At 64.0% G+C, this 16,822-nt stretch carries 13 protein-coding genes and 1 pseudogene; 2 read left to right on the top strand and 12 right to left on the bottom strand.

The window, feature by feature from the left end; translation table 11 throughout:
* Nucleotides 1–71: 71 nt before the first annotated feature.
* Entirely contained in the window at nt 72–1,826 is a 1,755-nt protein-coding gene (locus tag ACVWW6_RS09100) for an ATP-binding protein (protein ID WP_456680568.1), read from the top strand.
* 23 nt (nt 1,827–1,849) lie between these two features.
* Here ACVWW6_RS09100 and ACVWW6_RS09095 read toward each other — a convergent pair whose 3' ends face one another.
* On the bottom strand, nt 1,850–4,141 hold the full coding sequence (locus ACVWW6_RS09095) for an FdhF/YdeP family oxidoreductase (protein WP_456680567.1): 2,292 nt from the start codon (nt 4,139–4,141) through the stop codon (nt 1,850–1,852).
* A 249-nt stretch (nt 4,142–4,390) separates the two neighbouring features.
* On the opposite strand from ACVWW6_RS09095, the gene ACVWW6_RS09090 reads away from it, so the two are divergent.
* Nucleotides 4,391–5,638 (top strand): oxalate decarboxylase family bicupin, encoded by a 1,248-nt coding sequence (locus ACVWW6_RS09090; RefSeq protein WP_011083113.1) that lies wholly within the window; start codon nt 4,391–4,393, stop codon nt 5,636–5,638.
* 81 nt (nt 5,639–5,719) lie between these two features.
* On the opposite strand, the gene cydB is transcribed toward ACVWW6_RS09090, so the two are convergent.
* The 11 genes and pseudogenes from cydB to ACVWW6_RS09035 all read right to left on the bottom strand — a co-directional run bounded on the left by cydB (nt 5,720) and on the right by ACVWW6_RS09035 (nt 16,467).
* Complete coding sequence (gene cydB, locus ACVWW6_RS09085; RefSeq protein ID WP_456680566.1) at nt 5,720–6,706, bottom strand: cytochrome d ubiquinol oxidase subunit II; 987 nt, start codon at nt 6,704–6,706, stop codon at nt 5,720–5,722.
* Between the two features lie 2 nt (nt 6,707–6,708).
* Complete coding sequence (locus ACVWW6_RS09080; RefSeq protein WP_456680565.1) at nt 6,709–8,118, bottom strand: cytochrome ubiquinol oxidase subunit I; 1,410 nt, start codon at nt 8,116–8,118, stop codon at nt 6,709–6,711.
* A gap of 19 nt (nt 8,119–8,137) precedes the next feature.
* Entirely contained in the window at nt 8,138–9,676 is a 1,539-nt protein-coding gene (gene mqo, locus ACVWW6_RS09075; protein ID WP_456680564.1) for a malate dehydrogenase (quinone), read from the bottom strand.
* 42 nt (nt 9,677–9,718) lie between these two features.
* Nucleotides 9,719–10,123: a hypothetical protein gene (locus tag ACVWW6_RS09070; RefSeq protein WP_456680563.1), complete on the bottom strand. Its 405-nt coding sequence runs from the start codon at nt 10,121–10,123 to the stop codon at nt 9,719–9,721.
* Nucleotides 10,124–10,196: 73 nt separating this feature from the next.
* A pseudogene (gene fumC, locus ACVWW6_RS09065) lies at nt 10,197–11,632 on the bottom strand (class II fumarate hydratase).
* Nucleotides 11,633–11,817: 185 nt separating this feature from the next.
* A complete protein-coding gene (locus tag ACVWW6_RS09060) occupies nt 11,818–12,486 on the bottom strand; it encodes a YoaK family protein (RefSeq protein ID WP_456680562.1) in 669 nt (222 codons plus the stop codon).
* An 18-nt stretch (nt 12,487–12,504) separates the two neighbouring features.
* Nucleotides 12,505–13,341 (bottom strand): formate dehydrogenase accessory sulfurtransferase FdhD, encoded by an 837-nt coding sequence (fdhD, locus tag ACVWW6_RS09055; RefSeq protein WP_456680561.1) that lies wholly within the window; start codon nt 13,339–13,341, stop codon nt 12,505–12,507.
* A gap of 3 nt (nt 13,342–13,344) precedes the next feature.
* Nucleotides 13,345–13,944, bottom strand: a complete 600-nt coding sequence (locus ACVWW6_RS09050) for an HdeD family acid-resistance protein (protein ID WP_456680560.1) — start codon at nt 13,942–13,944, stop codon at nt 13,345–13,347.
* A 343-nt stretch (nt 13,945–14,287) separates the two neighbouring features.
* The gene (locus ACVWW6_RS09045) at nt 14,288–14,788 is read right to left on the bottom strand and encodes a Dps family protein (protein ID WP_028175294.1); all 501 of its coding nucleotides are present in this window, start codon (nt 14,786–14,788) and stop codon (nt 14,288–14,290) included.
* Nucleotides 14,789–14,851: 63 nt separating this feature from the next.
* Nucleotides 14,852–15,415, bottom strand: a complete 564-nt coding sequence (locus ACVWW6_RS09040) for a cytochrome b (RefSeq protein ID WP_011083123.1) — start codon at nt 15,413–15,415, stop codon at nt 14,852–14,854.
* Complete coding sequence (locus ACVWW6_RS09035; RefSeq protein WP_456683140.1) at nt 15,412–16,467, bottom strand: catalase family peroxidase; 1,056 nt, start codon at nt 16,465–16,467, stop codon at nt 15,412–15,414. The genes ACVWW6_RS09040 and ACVWW6_RS09035 overlap by 4 nt, the downstream gene beginning before the upstream one ends.
* Nucleotides 16,468–16,822: the final 355 nt, after the last annotated feature.

Here is a 16,822-nt window from a genome sequence, read left to right as displayed (position 1 = left end):
CTAACTCCGTACGGCTCCCGCGATGGTGGCGCCGTCTGCTCCAAGACTGGGCCAAACAGGATCGCACTCCATTGTGGGCGTGGAGCAGCGTTGCCCTTTGCCTGCTGTCCTTCGCCTGGTCACTGCTCGGCTTCAATTCCACCACGATCGCTCTCGCCGCCTTTGTCGCGACTTCGCTCGCGGCGATCAGTCTGACCAGGTGGTCAGGCGAGCATGGCCACCTGGCCGCTTATCTCGCCGAGGCACAGAAGCTCAGCCAGACCGGCAGCTTCGGCTGGAACGTCGTGACCGGAGAGCTTTTCTGGTCGGATGAAACGTTCAGGATCTTCGATCTCGCACAGACATCGCGCCCGTCGCTCGCCGTCGTCCTGAAGCGCACACATCCCGATGACGTCAATGCCGTACGCGAGGCCATCGACCGGGCGGTGAACGAGAGGGGCGACTTTTCCCACGAAAACCGGCTGGTGCTGGACGACGGTTCGATCCGGACCATACGCGTGGTCGCCCGCGGAATGACGAACGGCCGGGGCCAGTTCGAGTTTGTCGGCGCGGTCATGGACATCACCGCCCAGAAGAAGGCCCATACCGAGCTGGAGCGGAGCGAACAGCGTTACCGCCATCTGTTCAGCCGCATGCCGATCGCATTCCGGCAGCTCGACGCCAGCAGGCTGGTCGTGCTGTTCCGAAAATTGCGTGCCGAGGGCGTCAAGGACCTTGGCGCCTATTTCGACAGCCATCCCGAGTTTCTGCGGACCTGCATGGACGCGCTCTCGTTTCAGGAGGCCAATGAACGAGCCATCCAGATGTTCGGAGGAGGCGTCGAGGGCTATGTCGGACGCTCCATGGCCGAGAGCTGGAAGGAGCGGCCCGACACGTTCCGGCGGGCGATGGAATCCCGCTATCGCGGCGAGACGAATTTCGAGGAAGAGACCAAGATGGTCACGTGGGACGGCCGCGTCGTCGACGTTCTCTTCACCACGGCGCGGGTCGGCCCCATCAATGATCTCGAAGTCAGCCTGGTCGGCACCATCGACATTTCACAGCGTGTTCGCGCTCAGCAGAAGCTCCAGCAGGTTCAGGCTGAGTTCGCGCATGCCGCGCGCGTCTCGATGCTCGGAGAACTCACCGCATCGATCGCCCACGAGGTCAACCAGCCCCTCGCGGCCATCGCCACCAACGGCGCCGCCGGGCTGCGGTGGCTGAACAGGCCCACTCCCGATATCGTCGAGATCCGCAAGACCATCGAGAACATCATCGTGGATACCCAGCGCGCCGCGAACATCGTGGCGCGCGTTCACGGGATGGCTTCCCGGAAAGTCCCCGAACAGGCATCCTTGTCATTTGACGAGATCGTCCGCGAAGCGCTTCTCTTTCTGCGACACGAGCTCGAATCCCGCGGCGTAACGATCCTGCACCAGCCCGATCCGACCACACCGCAGGTGCTCGGTGACCGCACCCAGCTCCAGCAGGTGATCGTCAATCTGGCCATCAACGCTGTGCAGGCGATGACGCAGGCGGGATATGACGATCGCAGGATCGTCATCAGCACGGTCACGCAGGACGCGGCCACGTTGTGCTGCGCCGTGGAGGACAACGGCCCCGGCATCGCAGTTGAACATGTCGACCGGCTCTTCGAGAGCTTTTTCACGACCAAGGACAGCGGGATGGGCATGGGACTGCCGATCTGCCGGTCGATCGTGGAAGCGCATGGAGGCCGGATCGGCGCCGGGGGTAACGGTGCGAGTGGCGGCGCCCGCTTCTGGTTCACGCTGCCGGTCTCCGTGCCGGCGGATTCGCTGCGCTGCGACCTCAACGCCGATACGTGACCGCGACGTTTCCGGCGTGGCCGCTATTCCCCGGTAGCGGCCGAACGCACCAGGCGGATCGGGACGCCCTTGTATGACGGCGTGAAGCTGAGCGGATCGCGGGCGTAGAGCGGCACCAGCGGATTGGTCTCCGGATAGTACGCAGCACAGCAGCCCGTCGGAAAGGAATAGGCCACGACGCGGAAGTTGCGCACGATCCGCTCGGCGCCATCGGTCGAGGCGGTTATCAGGTCGACGCGATCGCCGTCGACAAGTCCCCGCCTCTTCAGCTCGTATTCATTGAGGAACACCACGTCGCGCTGACCGAACACGCCGCGATAGCGGTCCGACATCGAGTAGAGGGTCGTGTTGTACTGATCGTGGCTGCGTATGGTGGTGAGCCACAGGAAATCGGGATCGCCCTGCGGCGGGTCCTCGCCGCAACCCGCGAAGACCAGGAAGTTCGCCTTGCCCGACGGCGTCGCCCAGATGCGTTCGCGCGCCGTCGAGGTGAGATGGAAGCCGCCGGGGACGCGGATGCGGGCATTGTAGCCTTGGAAGATCGGGAACACCGCCTCGATCGCATCCCGGATGCGATCGTAGTCGGCAACGAAGCCATCCCAGTCGACCACCGTGCGCTCGCCCAGCGTCGCCCTGGCAACGCCGGCGATGATCGCGACCTCGCTGAGGAGATGCTCCGATGCCGGCTTGTTGCGGCCGCCGGACGCATGCACCATCGACATCGAGTCTTCCACCGTGATCGACTGCGGCCCCGACGCCTGGACGTCGATCTCGGTACGGCCGAGACATGGCAGGATCAAGGCTGCACGACCATGAACGAGATGGCTGCGGTTGAGCTTGGTGGCGACGTAGGCGGTCAGATCGAGATTGCGCAACGCAGCCTGCGTCGCCTGCCAGTCCGGTATGGCCGCGGCAAAATTGCCACCCATTGCGAAGAAGGCCTTCACCTCGCCGCGGATCATGGCTTCCAGCGCGGTTACCACGTTGTGTCCCGGCGCGGTCGGAGGCTTGAAGCCGAAGCGCTGCTCCAGCCGCCCGAGGAAGTCCGCCTTGGGGAATTCCGTGATCCCCACGGTCCGATCGCCCTGCACGTTGGAATGACCGCGAACCGGGCAGACGCCGGCGCCTTCGCGCCCCACATTGCCGCGCAACAGCGCGAGATTGGCGATCTGCTGCACGTTATTCGCGCCGCGCCAGTGCTGGGTGATGCCCATGCCGTACACGAGGATGGCACGCTCGGCCTTCATATAAGCGCCGGCGGCATATTCCATGTCCTCGCGCGTCAGGCCGGACTGACGTTCGATGTCCGGCCATTGCGTGCGCTTGAGATCGTCGATCAACGCCTCGACGCCGACGGTGTGACCGCGGATGAAATCCCAGTCCAGGATCTCCGGCCGCTCGGCGGCGCGGGCTGCTTCGTCGGCCTCCACAAGGATCTTCATGATTCCCTTGAGGACGGCGACGTCGCCGCCGACCCGTACCTGGAAGAGTTTTGAGCTGATCGCCGTCGACGACAGTGTCATCATCTCGATCGGGCTCTGCGGCGCCTGGAAACGCTCCAGCGCTCGCTCGCGGAACGGATTGAAGGAGATGATGGAGGCGCCGCGGCGTGCCGCATTGCGCAGGCTGGTCATCATCCGCGGGCTGTTGGTGCCGGGATTCTGACCGAAGATGAAGATGCAATCGGCCTTGTCGAAATCCTCCAGCAGCACGGTGCCCTTGCCGACGCCGAGCGAGTAAGGCAGGCCGACGCTGGTCGCCTCGTGGCACATGTTCGAGCAGTCGGGAAAATTGTTGGTGCCGTACTCGCGCACGAAGAGCTGATAGAGGAAGGCGGCCTCGTTCGAGGTCCGCCCGGACGTGTAGAACTCCGCCATGTTCGGATCCGGCAAGGCCCGAAGCTCGCGACCGATCATGTCGAATGCATCGCTCCACTCGACCGGGAGATAGCGGTCGGATGCGGCATCATAGGCCATCGGATGGGTGAGCCGCCCGACCATTTCGAGATCGTAATCGTTCCAGCTCGTAAGCTCGGTGACCGTGTGCTCGGCGAAGAATTCGGGCGTGCAGCGCTTCGACGTTGCCTCCCAAGCGACCGCCTTGCCGCCGTTCTCGCAGAATTCGAAGGACGAGGTGTGCTTCGGATCGGGCCACGCACAGCCGGGACAATCAAAACCCTCAGGCTGGTTCATCCGGCTCAGCGTCGCCGCGCCCTTCAGCGGCACCCGCTGCACCAGGAGTGCTTCGCTAAGCGCCTTGAGTGCGCCCCAGCCGCCGGCGGGTTCACGATAGGGACGAACCGATTTCGTGGTCATCTCGATATCTCTCGGTATGGCAATTCTCCGAACCAGTTAAGGATCGCGCGGGCAGAGCCGTCTTTTCAAAACGACGCCGAATTTCTCAATTGCACACGTTCGAACCCGGCCGGGCGGCTGAAGCAGCCAGTGCATTCCGGAAAAAGGAAAGCCGTTCGCGGAAGCTGTGCCCGCAGCAAGGAACTAGGCTGGGCATCTTGAGCCCCCGCGCGACAGAGGGCTTTCGATGATTTTTAGGAGAGGCCCCCCATGTTTTCACGACGTGATTTGCTGGCCATGTCCGCGGCAGGCGCCGCCATGGTCGGTTCCAGTGCGCAGGCGGCAACCTTCGGCAATCCGGACGAGCCGCCGCAAGGCGCCGTCAACGCCAAGAGCCCCGGGAGCCTGAGCGATCCCGGTCCGCAAAATCCCGAACTGGCCAAGCAATTCCCTTCCGCACAAACGCCGCCAGCGACGGACGTCGGCGGCCTGCCGATGGATTGGGCCTCGTTCAACAACGCGCCGCGACGCATCCAAAACGGTGGCTGGGCTCGTCAGGTCACCGTCGAGGACTTCGCCATCTCGAAGGAAATCTCCGGCGTCAACATGCGCCTGTCCGCCGGCGGTATCCGCGAGCTGCATTGGCATCAAGCGGCCGAATGGGCGATCATGACCTACGGCTCCTGCCGCATCACCGTGCTCGACACGCAGGGGCGCCCCTATGTCGGCGATCTCAAGGCCGGCGACCTCTGGTATTTCCCGCCGGGCGCGCCGCATTCGCTGCAGGGCTTGGGCCCCGACGGCTGTGAGTTCGTGATCTGCTTCGACGACGGCCACGCCAACGAATTCAACACGCTGCTGGTGACGGACTGGCTGGCCCATACGCCGCCCGAGGTGCTGGCGAAGAATTTCGGCGTGCCGGCCGACGCCTTCGCGAAGATCCCGCTGCACAATCGCTGGATCTTCCAGGGTACGGTGCCCGGCGATCTCGCCGACGATCGCGCGGCGGTCTCCAGGCACGCCGAAGCGCCGCCCTATCCCTTCATCCATTCGCTCGGCAGCTCGCCTCCCGTCAAGGAGAGCGCCGCCGGCAGCATCCGCGTCGCCGACAGCAGCAACTTCAAGGTCGCCACCACCGTCGCCGCGGCGCTGGTGACGATGCCGCCGGGCGCGGTCCGGGAGATGCACTGGCATCCGAATGCCGACGAGTGGCAGTACTACATCAAGGGCAAGGCGCGGATGACGGTGTTCGACACCGGCCCCAACGCGCTGACGACGGATTTCTCGGCCGGCGACATCGGCTATGTCCGGCGCAATCTCGGCCATTATGTCGAGAACGTCGGCGACACCGAGCTGCAGTTCGTCGGCGTGTTCCGCGCGCCGCGCTACGAGGAGGTGTCGCTCTCCAACTGGCTGACGCACACGCCGCCCAAGCTGGTGGCCCAGCATTTCAACATCGACGAGAAGCTGATCGCGCAATGGCCGGACAACGGCCCGGGTGTCATGCCCAAGTCCTGAAGCAAGGCCTTAGACGGTCCTGAACGAGAAAGGCGCCGAAACCGGCGCCTTTCTTTTATTCGCGGTTCGGGCCTGTAGCCGTCAGTAGTGGTCCGCCGTCGCAGCCGTCTTGCCGCGAAAGACGCGATAACCCACCGCGACATAGAGCAGCATCAGCGGGAACACGAACAGGCCGGCGCCCCAGAACATGAAGGCGAGGCTCGCATGAGGCGCCGCCGCCTCCTCGATCGTGATGACGAACGGGATCATATAGGGCCAGAAAGACAGGGCAAGCGTGCCGAAGGCCGATGCGAAGATCAGCGCCACCATGTGGAACGGCCAATAATCGTCGTGGCGCAGGATACTCGTCGCAAGCACTGCGGCGGCGCCCGCGCCGATGAGGGGAAACACGAACAGATAGGGCCGCTCGATCCATCGGCGCAGGATTGGCAGATGTTCGACAAGCGCGTGCGTGAAGACGACGACGAGAAAGGCCAGCACGGCGACCGCGAGCAAGGGAATCTGACGCCGCGTGGCGTCGCGGATCGGGCCCTCGCACTTCCCCACCAGCCAGCAGGCACCGAGCAGCGCGTAGCCGAAGCACAGGCCGATCCCGCACAAGACCGAAAAGCCGGTCAGCCAGCCGAAGGTTCCGCCGACATATTCGCCGTTCGAAAACTGCAGTCCCTCGACGAGCGCCCCGACCATCGCGCCCTGCATGAAGCTTGCGGCAAACGATCCCACGGTGAAGCTGACGTCCCAGACCCGGCGCGAGCGCGAGGCCTTGCCGCGAAATTCGAACGCAACGCCGCGCAGGATCAATCCCAGCAGCATGACCACGACCGGGATGTAGAAGGCGGGCATCAGCATGGCATAGACCACGGGGAACGCCCCCCACATGATCACGCCGGTGACGACCAGCCAGGTCTCGTTGCCATCCCAGACCGGAGCGATCGTGCGCAGCATCTCGTCACGCCTCGCCTCGCCATCGGCGAGGCCAAACAGCATGCCGACGCCGAGATCGAACCCGTCCAGCAGAGGATAGATCAGGATGCTGATGGCGAGCAGCGCAACCCAGAACATCACCATGTCTATTCTCCCGCTTCGAGGTAGCTGTGCGAGGCCGGCACCTGGTCGGCGAGCGACATCGGCCGATTGGGGACGGGAACGTGCAGGGGCTTGCCGCCCAGTCCCGCCGGGCCGGCGCGCAGCAGCCGATAGATGTAGTAAGTCCCGAACGAGAAGATGAAGGCATAGACAGCAACGAACAGGATCAGCGAAGCCGTCGCGGCGGCCGCAGTCAGAGACGGCGTCACGGCATCGGCGGTCCGCAATACGCCGTAGACCGTCCACGGCTGGCGGCCGACCTCCGCGGTGTACCAGCCGGTGAGAATCGCGATCCACGGCAGCGGGAAGCTGAGGAAGATGCCCCACAGCAGCAGGCGGCTCCGATCGAGCCGATGCTTGAGGCCGAGCCAGGTCCCGAACCACGCGAGCCCCAGCATCACGAAGCCGCAGCCGACCATGACGCGGAAGGCGAAGAACGGGATCGCCACCGGCGGCCGGTCCTGCGGCGCGAAGCTGGTGAGGCCGACCTCTTTCGACGTCAGGCTCATGCTGCCGATGATGCTCCCGAGCACGGGAATCGATATCGCATACTTGTTGGACTCGGTGCTCGAATCGGGAATTGCGATCAGCACCTCCGAGGCCGGCTGCTCGTCATGCCAGCGCGCCTCGATCGCGGCGAATTTGGCCGGCTGGTAGTCGTGGACATAGTCGCCGACGAGATGCCCGATGAAGAGCTGGACCGGGAGCAGCACCGCCGCAAGCGCAAGGCCCATCCGCAGCATCACATGGGCCTCGGCGCGATAGGTCCGCCGCAGCAGATACCATGCGCCGGTTGCAGCCACGCAGAACGCGCCGGTCAGATAGGACGCGAGCAGCATGTGCGGAAACCGGACCCAGACCACGCGATTGAAGATGATCTGCGCCCAATCGTTCGGTACGAACTGGCCGTTCTGCAGGACGTAGCCGGTCGGCACCTGCATCCAGCTGTTGTTGACCATGATCCAGAACGCCGAAAGCGTGGTTCCGAGCGCGACCATCGTCGTCGAGAACAGGTAGAACCACGGCGGCACCCGGGGCCGGCCGAAGATGAGGATGCCGAAGAAGCCTGCCTCCAGCATGAAGGCGGTGAATGTCTCGTAGGAGAGCAGCGGGCCCTGGATCGGCCCCGACATCTTCGACAGCACGCTCCAGTTCGTTCCGAACTGGAACGCCATCACCACGCCCGAGACGACGCCCATGCCGAAGGCGACGCCGAAGATCTTGAGCCAGAACTCGAACAGTGTCCGGTAGACGGGCTTGCCGCTGTACTGGTGCATTGCCTCGAGCACGGTGAGCCAGGCGGCAAGCCCGATCGTGAACGCCGGAAAGATGATGTGGAATGAGATCGTGAAGGCAAATTGCAGCCGCGACAGGAGGAGTGCCGTCGGATCCATCGGACATTCTCCCGTTCGTTCACGCCCGCTTCGCGGCCGCCGGCGCGCGTGCGGCCGGCTGCGGAATGTTGTCGACCTTGAGGACCTCCGCCGTCGTCGCTCGAATCTGACGACAGAAATCCGCGTCGTCGATTAACGACACACCATAGGACGGGACGATCTGCTTCAGCTTCGGCAGCCAGGCGCTCGCCGTCAGCTCTCCGGCAAAGCACTTTTCGAGCACGCTGATGGCGATGAACGCCGCAGTGGAGGCGCCCGGCGAGGCGCCGAGAAGCGCGACCAGCGAATGATCGTCCGCGCCGACGAGCTCGGTCCCGAATTCGAGCAGACCGCCGCGCTTGACATCGGGCTTGATGATCTGGACGCGCTGGCCTGCGACCTGCAGCCTCCAGTCCTTCGCGTCGGCCTTCGGGAAATATTCGTCGAGCGCCGCAAGCCGGTGGCTCTCGGATTGCAGCACCTGCCCGACCAGATATTCGGTGAGATCGAAATTGTCGCGCGCCACCGAGAGCAGCGGCTTGACGTTGGCAGGACGAATGGACTCGAACAGATCCAGCAGCGAGCCGTGCTTGAGGAACTTGCTCGAGAAGCCCGCATAAGGGCCGAACAGCAACGAGTGCTTGCCGCCGATCACGCGCGTATCGAGATGCGGCACGGACATCGGCGGGGAGCCGACCGCGGCCTTGCCGTAGACCTTGGCATGATGACGCTTGTTGATCTCCGGATCGTCGCAGCGCAGCCAGATCCCGCTGACCGGAAAACCGCCATAACCGCGTGCTTCCGGAAGGCCGGATTTCTCCAGCAGCGGCAGCGCACCGCCGCCGGCACCGATGAAGACGAATTTTGCGCGGACCGACCGCGTTTCGCCGCTCGCGGTGTCCCGCACCTCGATCCGCCAGCGGCCGCCCTGCTCGCGGACGAGACCGGTGACGCAGCTGTTGTAGTGGACCGCGCAACCCGGCTGGCTGACGAGATGACCAACCAGCAGATGCGTCAACGCGCCGTAATCGACGTCGGTGCCGGTGATGATCCGCGTTGCGGCGACCGGCTCGTCGCCGCTCCGTCCGTCCATCACCAGCGGCGCCCATTCGGCAATCTTCCTGGGATCCTCGGTATGCTCCATGCCCTCATAGCAATGATGGGCCGACATCGCCTTGAACCGCTTCCGGAGAAATTCGACGTTCTCCGTGCCGTGCACGAAGCTCATATGCGGCACCGGATGGATGAAGGACCGGGGGTCGGCGATCGCGCCCCGCCCGATGAGATAAGACCAGAATTGCCGGGACAGATCGAACTCGACGTTGACCTGGAGCGCCTTGGAGATGTCGATGCTGCCGTCGGGCCGCTGCGGCGTGTAGTTCATCTCGCAGTTCGCCGCGTGGCCGGTACCGGCGTTGTTCCAGGAGTCCGAGCTCTCCTGCGCGCAATCATCGAGAGTCTCGAGCATCTGAATCGTCAGGGAGGGCTCGAGCTCCTTGAGGAACGCGCCGAGGGTGGCGCTCATGATGCCTGCGCCAATGAGAACGACGTCAGTTTCGCGGTCGGAAGCTGCTGGCATGGTTTTTTCCTTCGTTGGGTGTTGCTGTTCCGGATAGCTCGATCAGGCCTGCACCGATTGCCGCGTCTTGGCGCGGAACGGCACATCTGCTCCCGGCCGCAGGATCACGTAGGCACGGCGCCAGGACGAATCGTCGGTCAATTTCCAGCTGTGCCCCGAGCCGGCGGTGTCTTCGGCAAGCAGGACGTTGCCGGGGTGAATCAGGAAGTGGTGGCCGTCACGCGTCTGGAAATCGAGCGTTCCGCTCAGCGTGATCACGAGCTGCCGGATCGGCGCGGTGTGCCAGGCAAAAGCCCCGCCTGATTCCGTCTCCTGGAAGGAGACGCTGACGGCATCGATCTTGCCGGTCAGAAAATCGCCACGCTGGCCCGGCTCCAGCTCGAGGAAACCTTCCTCGAAATGCGAGTTGTTATCCTCTCCGGTCCATAGACGCACACAGCGGATCATCGTGTCTCTCCTTGCATGGTTGCTGCGTTGCCCGCGCGGTGTGGTGCGGGCCGCATCATGGCCCTTGCTCCCTTCAACCGGTTTTCGCACCGATTGCGAGCGGCACCTTGATCTCGGCAACGTAGGGCTTGACCATCTTGGCGGGATCCACGATGCGGTCGAACTCCGGCTCGGTCACGAAGCCGAGCTTCAGCGCCGCCGACTTCAGCGTGAGATCGTTGTCCATCGCGTAATGCGCGATCCGCGATGCCTTGTCGTAGCCGATCACCGGCGCCAGGGCGGTCACGAGCATCAGCGACCGCTCGACATACTCCTTGATTTTCTTGCGGTTCGGCTCGGTACCCTCGACCAGAAAGGTGCGGAAATTCGTGCAGCCGTCGGTGAGGATGGTGACGGATTGCGCGATGTTGTGGATGATCAGCGGCTTGTAGACGTTCATCTCCAGGTAGCCGCCGGCGCCACCGAACCCGACGGCGACGTCGTTCGCCATCACCTGCACGGCGATCATCGTCAGCGCCTCAACCTGCGTCGGATTGACCTTGCCCGGCATGATCGACGAGCCCGGCTCGTTCTCGGGAATCCGCAACTCGGCAAAACCCGCGCGCGGACCGCAGGACAAAAGGCGGATGTCGTTTGCGATCTTGTAGAGCGAGCCGGCGAGCGTGCGCAGTGTGCCGGAGAGCTGCACCAGCGCGTCGTGTGCGCCCTGCACGGCGAACTTGTTCGGCGCACTGACGAAGGGCAGGCCCGTCAACCGCGCGATCTCGGCTGCGACGGCTTCTGCAAAGCCCGGCGCCCGTTAATCCCGGTGCCCACGGCGGTGCCGCCCAGCGCGAGGCGGAAGACGCCCTTGAGCGCGTCGTCGATGCGCGCCAGACCGTCGGCGAGCATCGCGGCATAACCGGACCACTCCTGCCCGAGCGTCAGGGGTGTGGCATCCTGCATGTGGGTTCGGCCGATCTTGACGATGTCGTCCCACTGGTTCGATTTCGCCGCGATCGCATCGTGCAGAGCTTCGACCGCAGGAACCAGCCGTTGCGCCACGTTCATCGCGGCCGCGATGTACATGGCCGACGGGAAGCTGTCGTTCGACGACTGCGACATGTTGACGTGATCGTTTGGATGAACCGGCAGCTTGCTGCCGAGCGCCGTGCCAGCAAGCTGGCAGCATCGGTTCGAGATCACCTCGTTCACGTTCATGTTGAACTGCGTTCCGCTACCCGTCATCCAGACGTGAAGGGGAAACATGTCGTGATGCTGGCCGGCGAGAATCTCGTCGCAGGTGTGGACGATCAGTTTGTGAATCTTGCCGTCGAGACGGCCGCCGGCGTAATTCGCATTCGCGGCCGCTTTCTTCAGGATCGCGTAGGACTGGATCATCTCGCGCGGCATCAGGTCCCGGCCGATGCTGAAATGCTCGAGCGAGCGCTGCGTCTGCGCGCCCCAGAGCTTGTCCGCGGGAACGTTCACTTCACCCAGGCTGTCTGTCTCTTTGCGGAGGTCGTTCATCCTTTGCCTCTCGTGGCAGTTGATGTCGGGAGCACTCTTGCGGCGCCGACCTAAAGTGTACGGACGGCACAGCGCACACGCTTCCGCGAACGAACGCCCTTTTTCCGAATGGCATGGTGGGCGCCTCGGCTTGCAGCGAGCGAACGCGCGTCGCGAGTGCGGAACACTCAGACAATGGCACTGCTTCAATGCTGGTGGCTTCGATGCCGGCAGAGCCAGAGAACGCACACCGACAATGCGATCGGCAGAGCGAGGCTCCAGGTTCCCAGCCACTTCGTCACGCAGCCACCGACGGCGGCTCCCAGCAGGAACATCAGGCAGATCGCAACCATCGCTCCGCCGCCGCGTACCGCATCGCGATCGGACGCGGCAACGAACTGATCGATGGCGCGGAGCATGTTTCCACTGGCAGTGACCGAGAGATACTTCCAGCGTCCAACCTGCCTGAAACTCGCCGACTGCAACGCGACGCCGAAGGAGATGACAAGAATCACGATCTGATCGGGAACGCGATGAAGCAGCAGCATCGCCGTGGCAAGGCAGACGATTTCTCCGACGAGACAGCGCAGCGCCGCCCGGGTGCGGGCCGCCACCACCGCCCCGAGGACGAACGCCACGATCGGAAGGAGATGGTGAAGCGCGCGCAGCCATTGCCCGGACTGGGCATCGATCCCGAGGAAGACGACATTGCCGGTCTGCGAACTCGCGAAGACGCCCAGCGACAGCCACGTGAAGGCGTCGAGGAAGCCCCCCGACATGCTCAGGAGAGAGGCAACCAGCAGCGATCGTTCCGGAGCGTAGGCCTTGACGCGTGTCTCGGCCAAGGCCTCCGTTGATGCGGCTTGCATCGCCATGTTCGCGGGTCCGCGAGGTCAGCAGCCGGCGGGCGGCGCGGCCTCTTCAGGCAGCAGAACGCGGCGCGAATGCGTGAATACGCCGTATCCGTCATCGCGGGCGACGGCGAGCAACGTGATTCCCGCCTCGTTCGCTGTCTGGATGGCGAGCGCGGTCGGCGCGGAAACGGCAACGACGACCGGCGCGCCGATCATCGCCGCCTTCTGCACCATCTCTACCGAAACGCGGCTCGTCAGCAGCACAGCGCCGTCACGAGCCGAGTTGCCATCGCGAACGATTGCACCGGCGAGCTTGTCGAGCGCATTGTGCCGGCCGACATCCTCCCTGACCACGGCAATGCCGGCGCGAGGCTGCCAGAAGGCCGCCGCGTGAACGGATCTCGTCTGTTGGTTCAATGTCTGGAGAGGAGACAGCGCCTGCATGGCGCTCAGCAGGTCCCCTGCGTGAAAGGCAACGCCGGGGCCCTCGACCGGCGACGGCGCACGACGTGCCTGTTCGAGGCTTTCGATGCCGCATAGCCCGCACCCGACGGGACCGCTGATGGCGCGGCGGCGCGAGGCCAGGGACGCAGCGCGGTCACCATCGAGCCACATCCGCACCTCCACGCCAAGCTCGTTCGAGGTCAGCTCGATGCTCCTGATCTCGCTTGCGCGGCCGATGATTCCTTCGGTGAGGCTGAAGCCGACACCGAAATCCTCCAGATCGGCCGGGGTCCCCATCATCACCGCATAGGTCGACCCGTTGTAGGTCAGCGCGATGGCGCTCTCCTCGGCGACCAATCGCGACGTCGACCTCGTGCGGCCGCCGCGCCAGGCGATCTCCCGGTGCCGCGTGAATGTCGAACCCGTCATCATGGCTCACACCGTCGCCGGCTCGGCCGAATGTCGCGAGGCCCGGTTTCTGAGGGCGAGCCCGAACGCAATGAAGCCCCATCCCTGGAAGATCAGATCGACGACCAGCATCGCACCGAGCAGCCACAGGCCAATGGTCGGCCAGGCTGCAACCAGCATCACGCCGACGCAGAACGTCACGACGCCGGCGGCCACGATCCAGCGCCAGCCTGCGGCCGGCCGCATATGGAAGCCTACCCAGATCCGCGTCACCCCGGCGACGACCAGGAAAGCGCACATTGCGAGCGACAGTGTGAACGAAGCCAGTAGCGGATCGTAGAGGATGACGGCTCCGGCGGCGCCATAGATGATCCCGGCGAACAGCCAGAACAGGAAACCCCGCAGGCCGTGCACGGAGAAGGCATGCACGATCTGGAAGATCCCGGCGACTGCCATGGTCGCTCCAATGACGAGCACGGAGGCCAAGCTCGCCGCCATCAGATTGGCCGACGCAATGCCGCCGAGGATCAGTTCGCCAACCCCCAGTGCAACGAACCAGCCCCATTTTCCGGCAATCGCGTGAATGGCCCTTCCGAGCGACGCCTTCGAGTTCGACATGTCCGTCATGGCTTGACCCTTGTACGTGCGACCGGCCTAGCGGTCATGGATGGGAGCAAGCGTACAGAGTTTCGCTCGGGGTCATCTTTCGAGGATGCCGCGATATTGTTTCATCCGCACGATGCGGGTCTTTTCGGTGGGCTCACGATCAAACGGCGAGCGTTCAAGGCAGGTCTGCAGCCATCTTTGGCAGATGCAACGGCAGTGAGATGGTAAAGTCGCGCATGGACTTCCAACCACCCCTGCGCGGAAGCGAGGGTCGCCCTCGCTTCCGCGGCGTCGCAGCGATCGGCCGCCTTCGACACCAGGTCGATCACCAAGGCAAGCTCGTCATCGACCGGGCATCCTGTGCCTACGAATTCGGGCCGCTTCGTCCGGTCTCGTACAGGAACCAGATCCGCCGCTCCGTCTCGTCGATCCAGTTTTCCAGCAGGCTTGCGGTGGCGACGTCGCCATACTCGTCGCAAAGCTCGTGGACCCGGCGCATTTCCCTCGTCAGCTGCTGGTTGTCGCTGCGCAGCTCGGCGAGCATGTCCTGGGGTTCGACATAATCCGCGTCGTTATCGAGAATGCGCTGCTCGCGCGCGATCTGGCCGATCGAGCGCAGCGTCGTGCCGCCGATCTTGCGCGCCCGCTCGGCAATGTCGTCGGTCATGGCAAAGATCTGCTCGGCCTGCTCGTCGAGCAGCAGGTGATAGTCGCGGAAGTGCCTGCCGGATACGTGCCAGTGGAAGTTCTTGGTCTTCAGGTACAGCGCGAAGACATCGGCCAGCAGCGCTCTCAGCGCGGCTGGAATGTCCCGGTTCGCGTTGGCCCCGAGATCCGTCGGGCTCTGGAGATCCGCCTTGCTCATTGTCGTCATCCTTGTTGGAGGTTGAAAAACTTTAACCGCATGCTTCGCCGGCGCACGAGGGCTTCATTCCGCCGGCGTCGTCCTGTTCCGCAACGGCAGGAGCGCGATCGTTCCGAATACGCCATCGCGGCGGATCAACGCGTGGAACAGCCCTGCCGCGAGATGCAGCAGCACGAGGGCAAAGAACGCAAAGCCCAGATAGACATGGGCATTCCACAACAGCGTGTGCAGGCGGTCGCTCTGCGGCAGCAACGCCGGAATTCGAATGTCGCCATACAGAACGACTGGATAGGCCGCAGCCCAAAGCATGCCGAGCCCCAGCAACGGCATCACGATCATGAAGCCATACAGGAGCTGGTGCGACAAACGTGCTGCCAGCTTCATCGCCGGCGGAAGATCAGCCGGCAACGGTGGCGCGCTGTAGTGGCGCCGCAGAGCCAACCTGATCACGACGAGAGCCAGAAGAGTGACGCCGAGCGTCTTGTGGATCAGGATCAGCGGCAGATATGTCGGCGCCACGGTGGACACCATGCCGACGCCGATGAAGAGCATGGCGATAATACAGACTGCCATCAACCAGTGCAGGAGCCGCTGAAGCAGGGCGAAACGATGAGGAGCATTGCTCATGGCCTGGCGGTCTCGGTTCGAGGATAATCCCGGGCTTCGGCCGCACGCAAATCGTAGGACTTGCGGTAGACCGACGAGCGCGCGGCCGGGAAAGGATCGTCCGACACCCGGATTCCCTGCGGCAGCACGGTCGGATCGAAGTTGATGTCGCGGCAGGACCCATCCCGCTCCGGTTCGATCCGCTGCACGATGAGCGTTCCGACCTGCACCGTACGGCGGCCCTCAGGCCAGGGCTTGCTCGGGTCCGCGGTCGGATCACCGGGATCGGCGACGGTCGTGACCATGGTCCAGCGTTGCGGGCCGGCGATCCGGACCCGTTCCGCTATCTCCTGCTCGAGAAAATCGGGACCGCGCTTTTCCAGCTCGGCTTGTGACAGTGAAACGACCTCCGCCGTCGGCAGCAGCGACCATCGCACCGCATGCTCTGCGCCCTTCGCATCCGTGAAGATGAAACTGTTGAGCCCGTGGTAAGGCTCCTCCGCATAGCTGGCGGTCCAGGGCGCCGTTTTGGCCCAGGCCGCGAAGGCGGCGAATTCCGGATTTGCCTGGATGAACGCCTTCATCGCCTCCGGATCCTTCTTGCCGGATGCAATCAACAGGTCGTGAAACGCCTGCGGCGTGGAGACTGCAAAGAACGGCGGATTGATCATCGCCATCCGCCACTCTTCGCCATCCGCCGTTGCGATCTGCAATCCCAAACCGCGCACGCGCGCGGTTGCGTCCACGGCGTTCGGATCGGCAGTGCCAAGATTGAAGCGGCCCAGAGCCGGATACGTGCCTCGCTCGAAGACCCTGGCTTTCGAGAGTTCCACGCCGTTCCCGTTCGCCTCGAAGGCGCCGGTGAAGCAGATTCCCTTGGCATGATTTCGCCGGTGCCCGAGCGGCGGGCCACTCGGGGGCGTGAGCGCCGCGATCATCAGATCCGGCGTCAGGCGCCCGGGCGAGAACCACCCAGCAGTGTAGGCAAACGCGGCAGCACCGCCCCCGAGGACGGCCACAATCAGCACCAGCGAGCCGAGCCTCGAGCGCGGCAGGTTGCCTGACTGATTCATCGCTTCTCCTTGCAATACGCAAGCCGCCCCGCAGACCGGCCCCACGGCCCGTTCTGTCGAGCGGCTCGGGTTCCGTTGTAGCTGGCGACCACGGCCGCGATCTTCTGAAACCGGATCGCCAATTTCGCGAAGGCACGTTCGTGCTTGCCCAGTATGCGGGGCTCGTCCTCACCGGATTTCGGGCTTTCTCGAAATATTTCGTGCGATCTGAAAATCACTCACCGGGCTCGAAAGACCCGCTTTGCGCCGGGGCCTAGTTCAAAGGCTCTTCGCACAAGGCCAGCGGTCGATCGACGAACGATGAACGTGTCGCGACGACGCTGGCGTCTTTGCGGAAGCTGGAGTGCGATTGGGG

The organism is Bradyrhizobium sp. USDA 3311, assembly GCF_054062495.1.
This window is presented reverse-complemented; position numbering and strand designations above follow the sequence as displayed.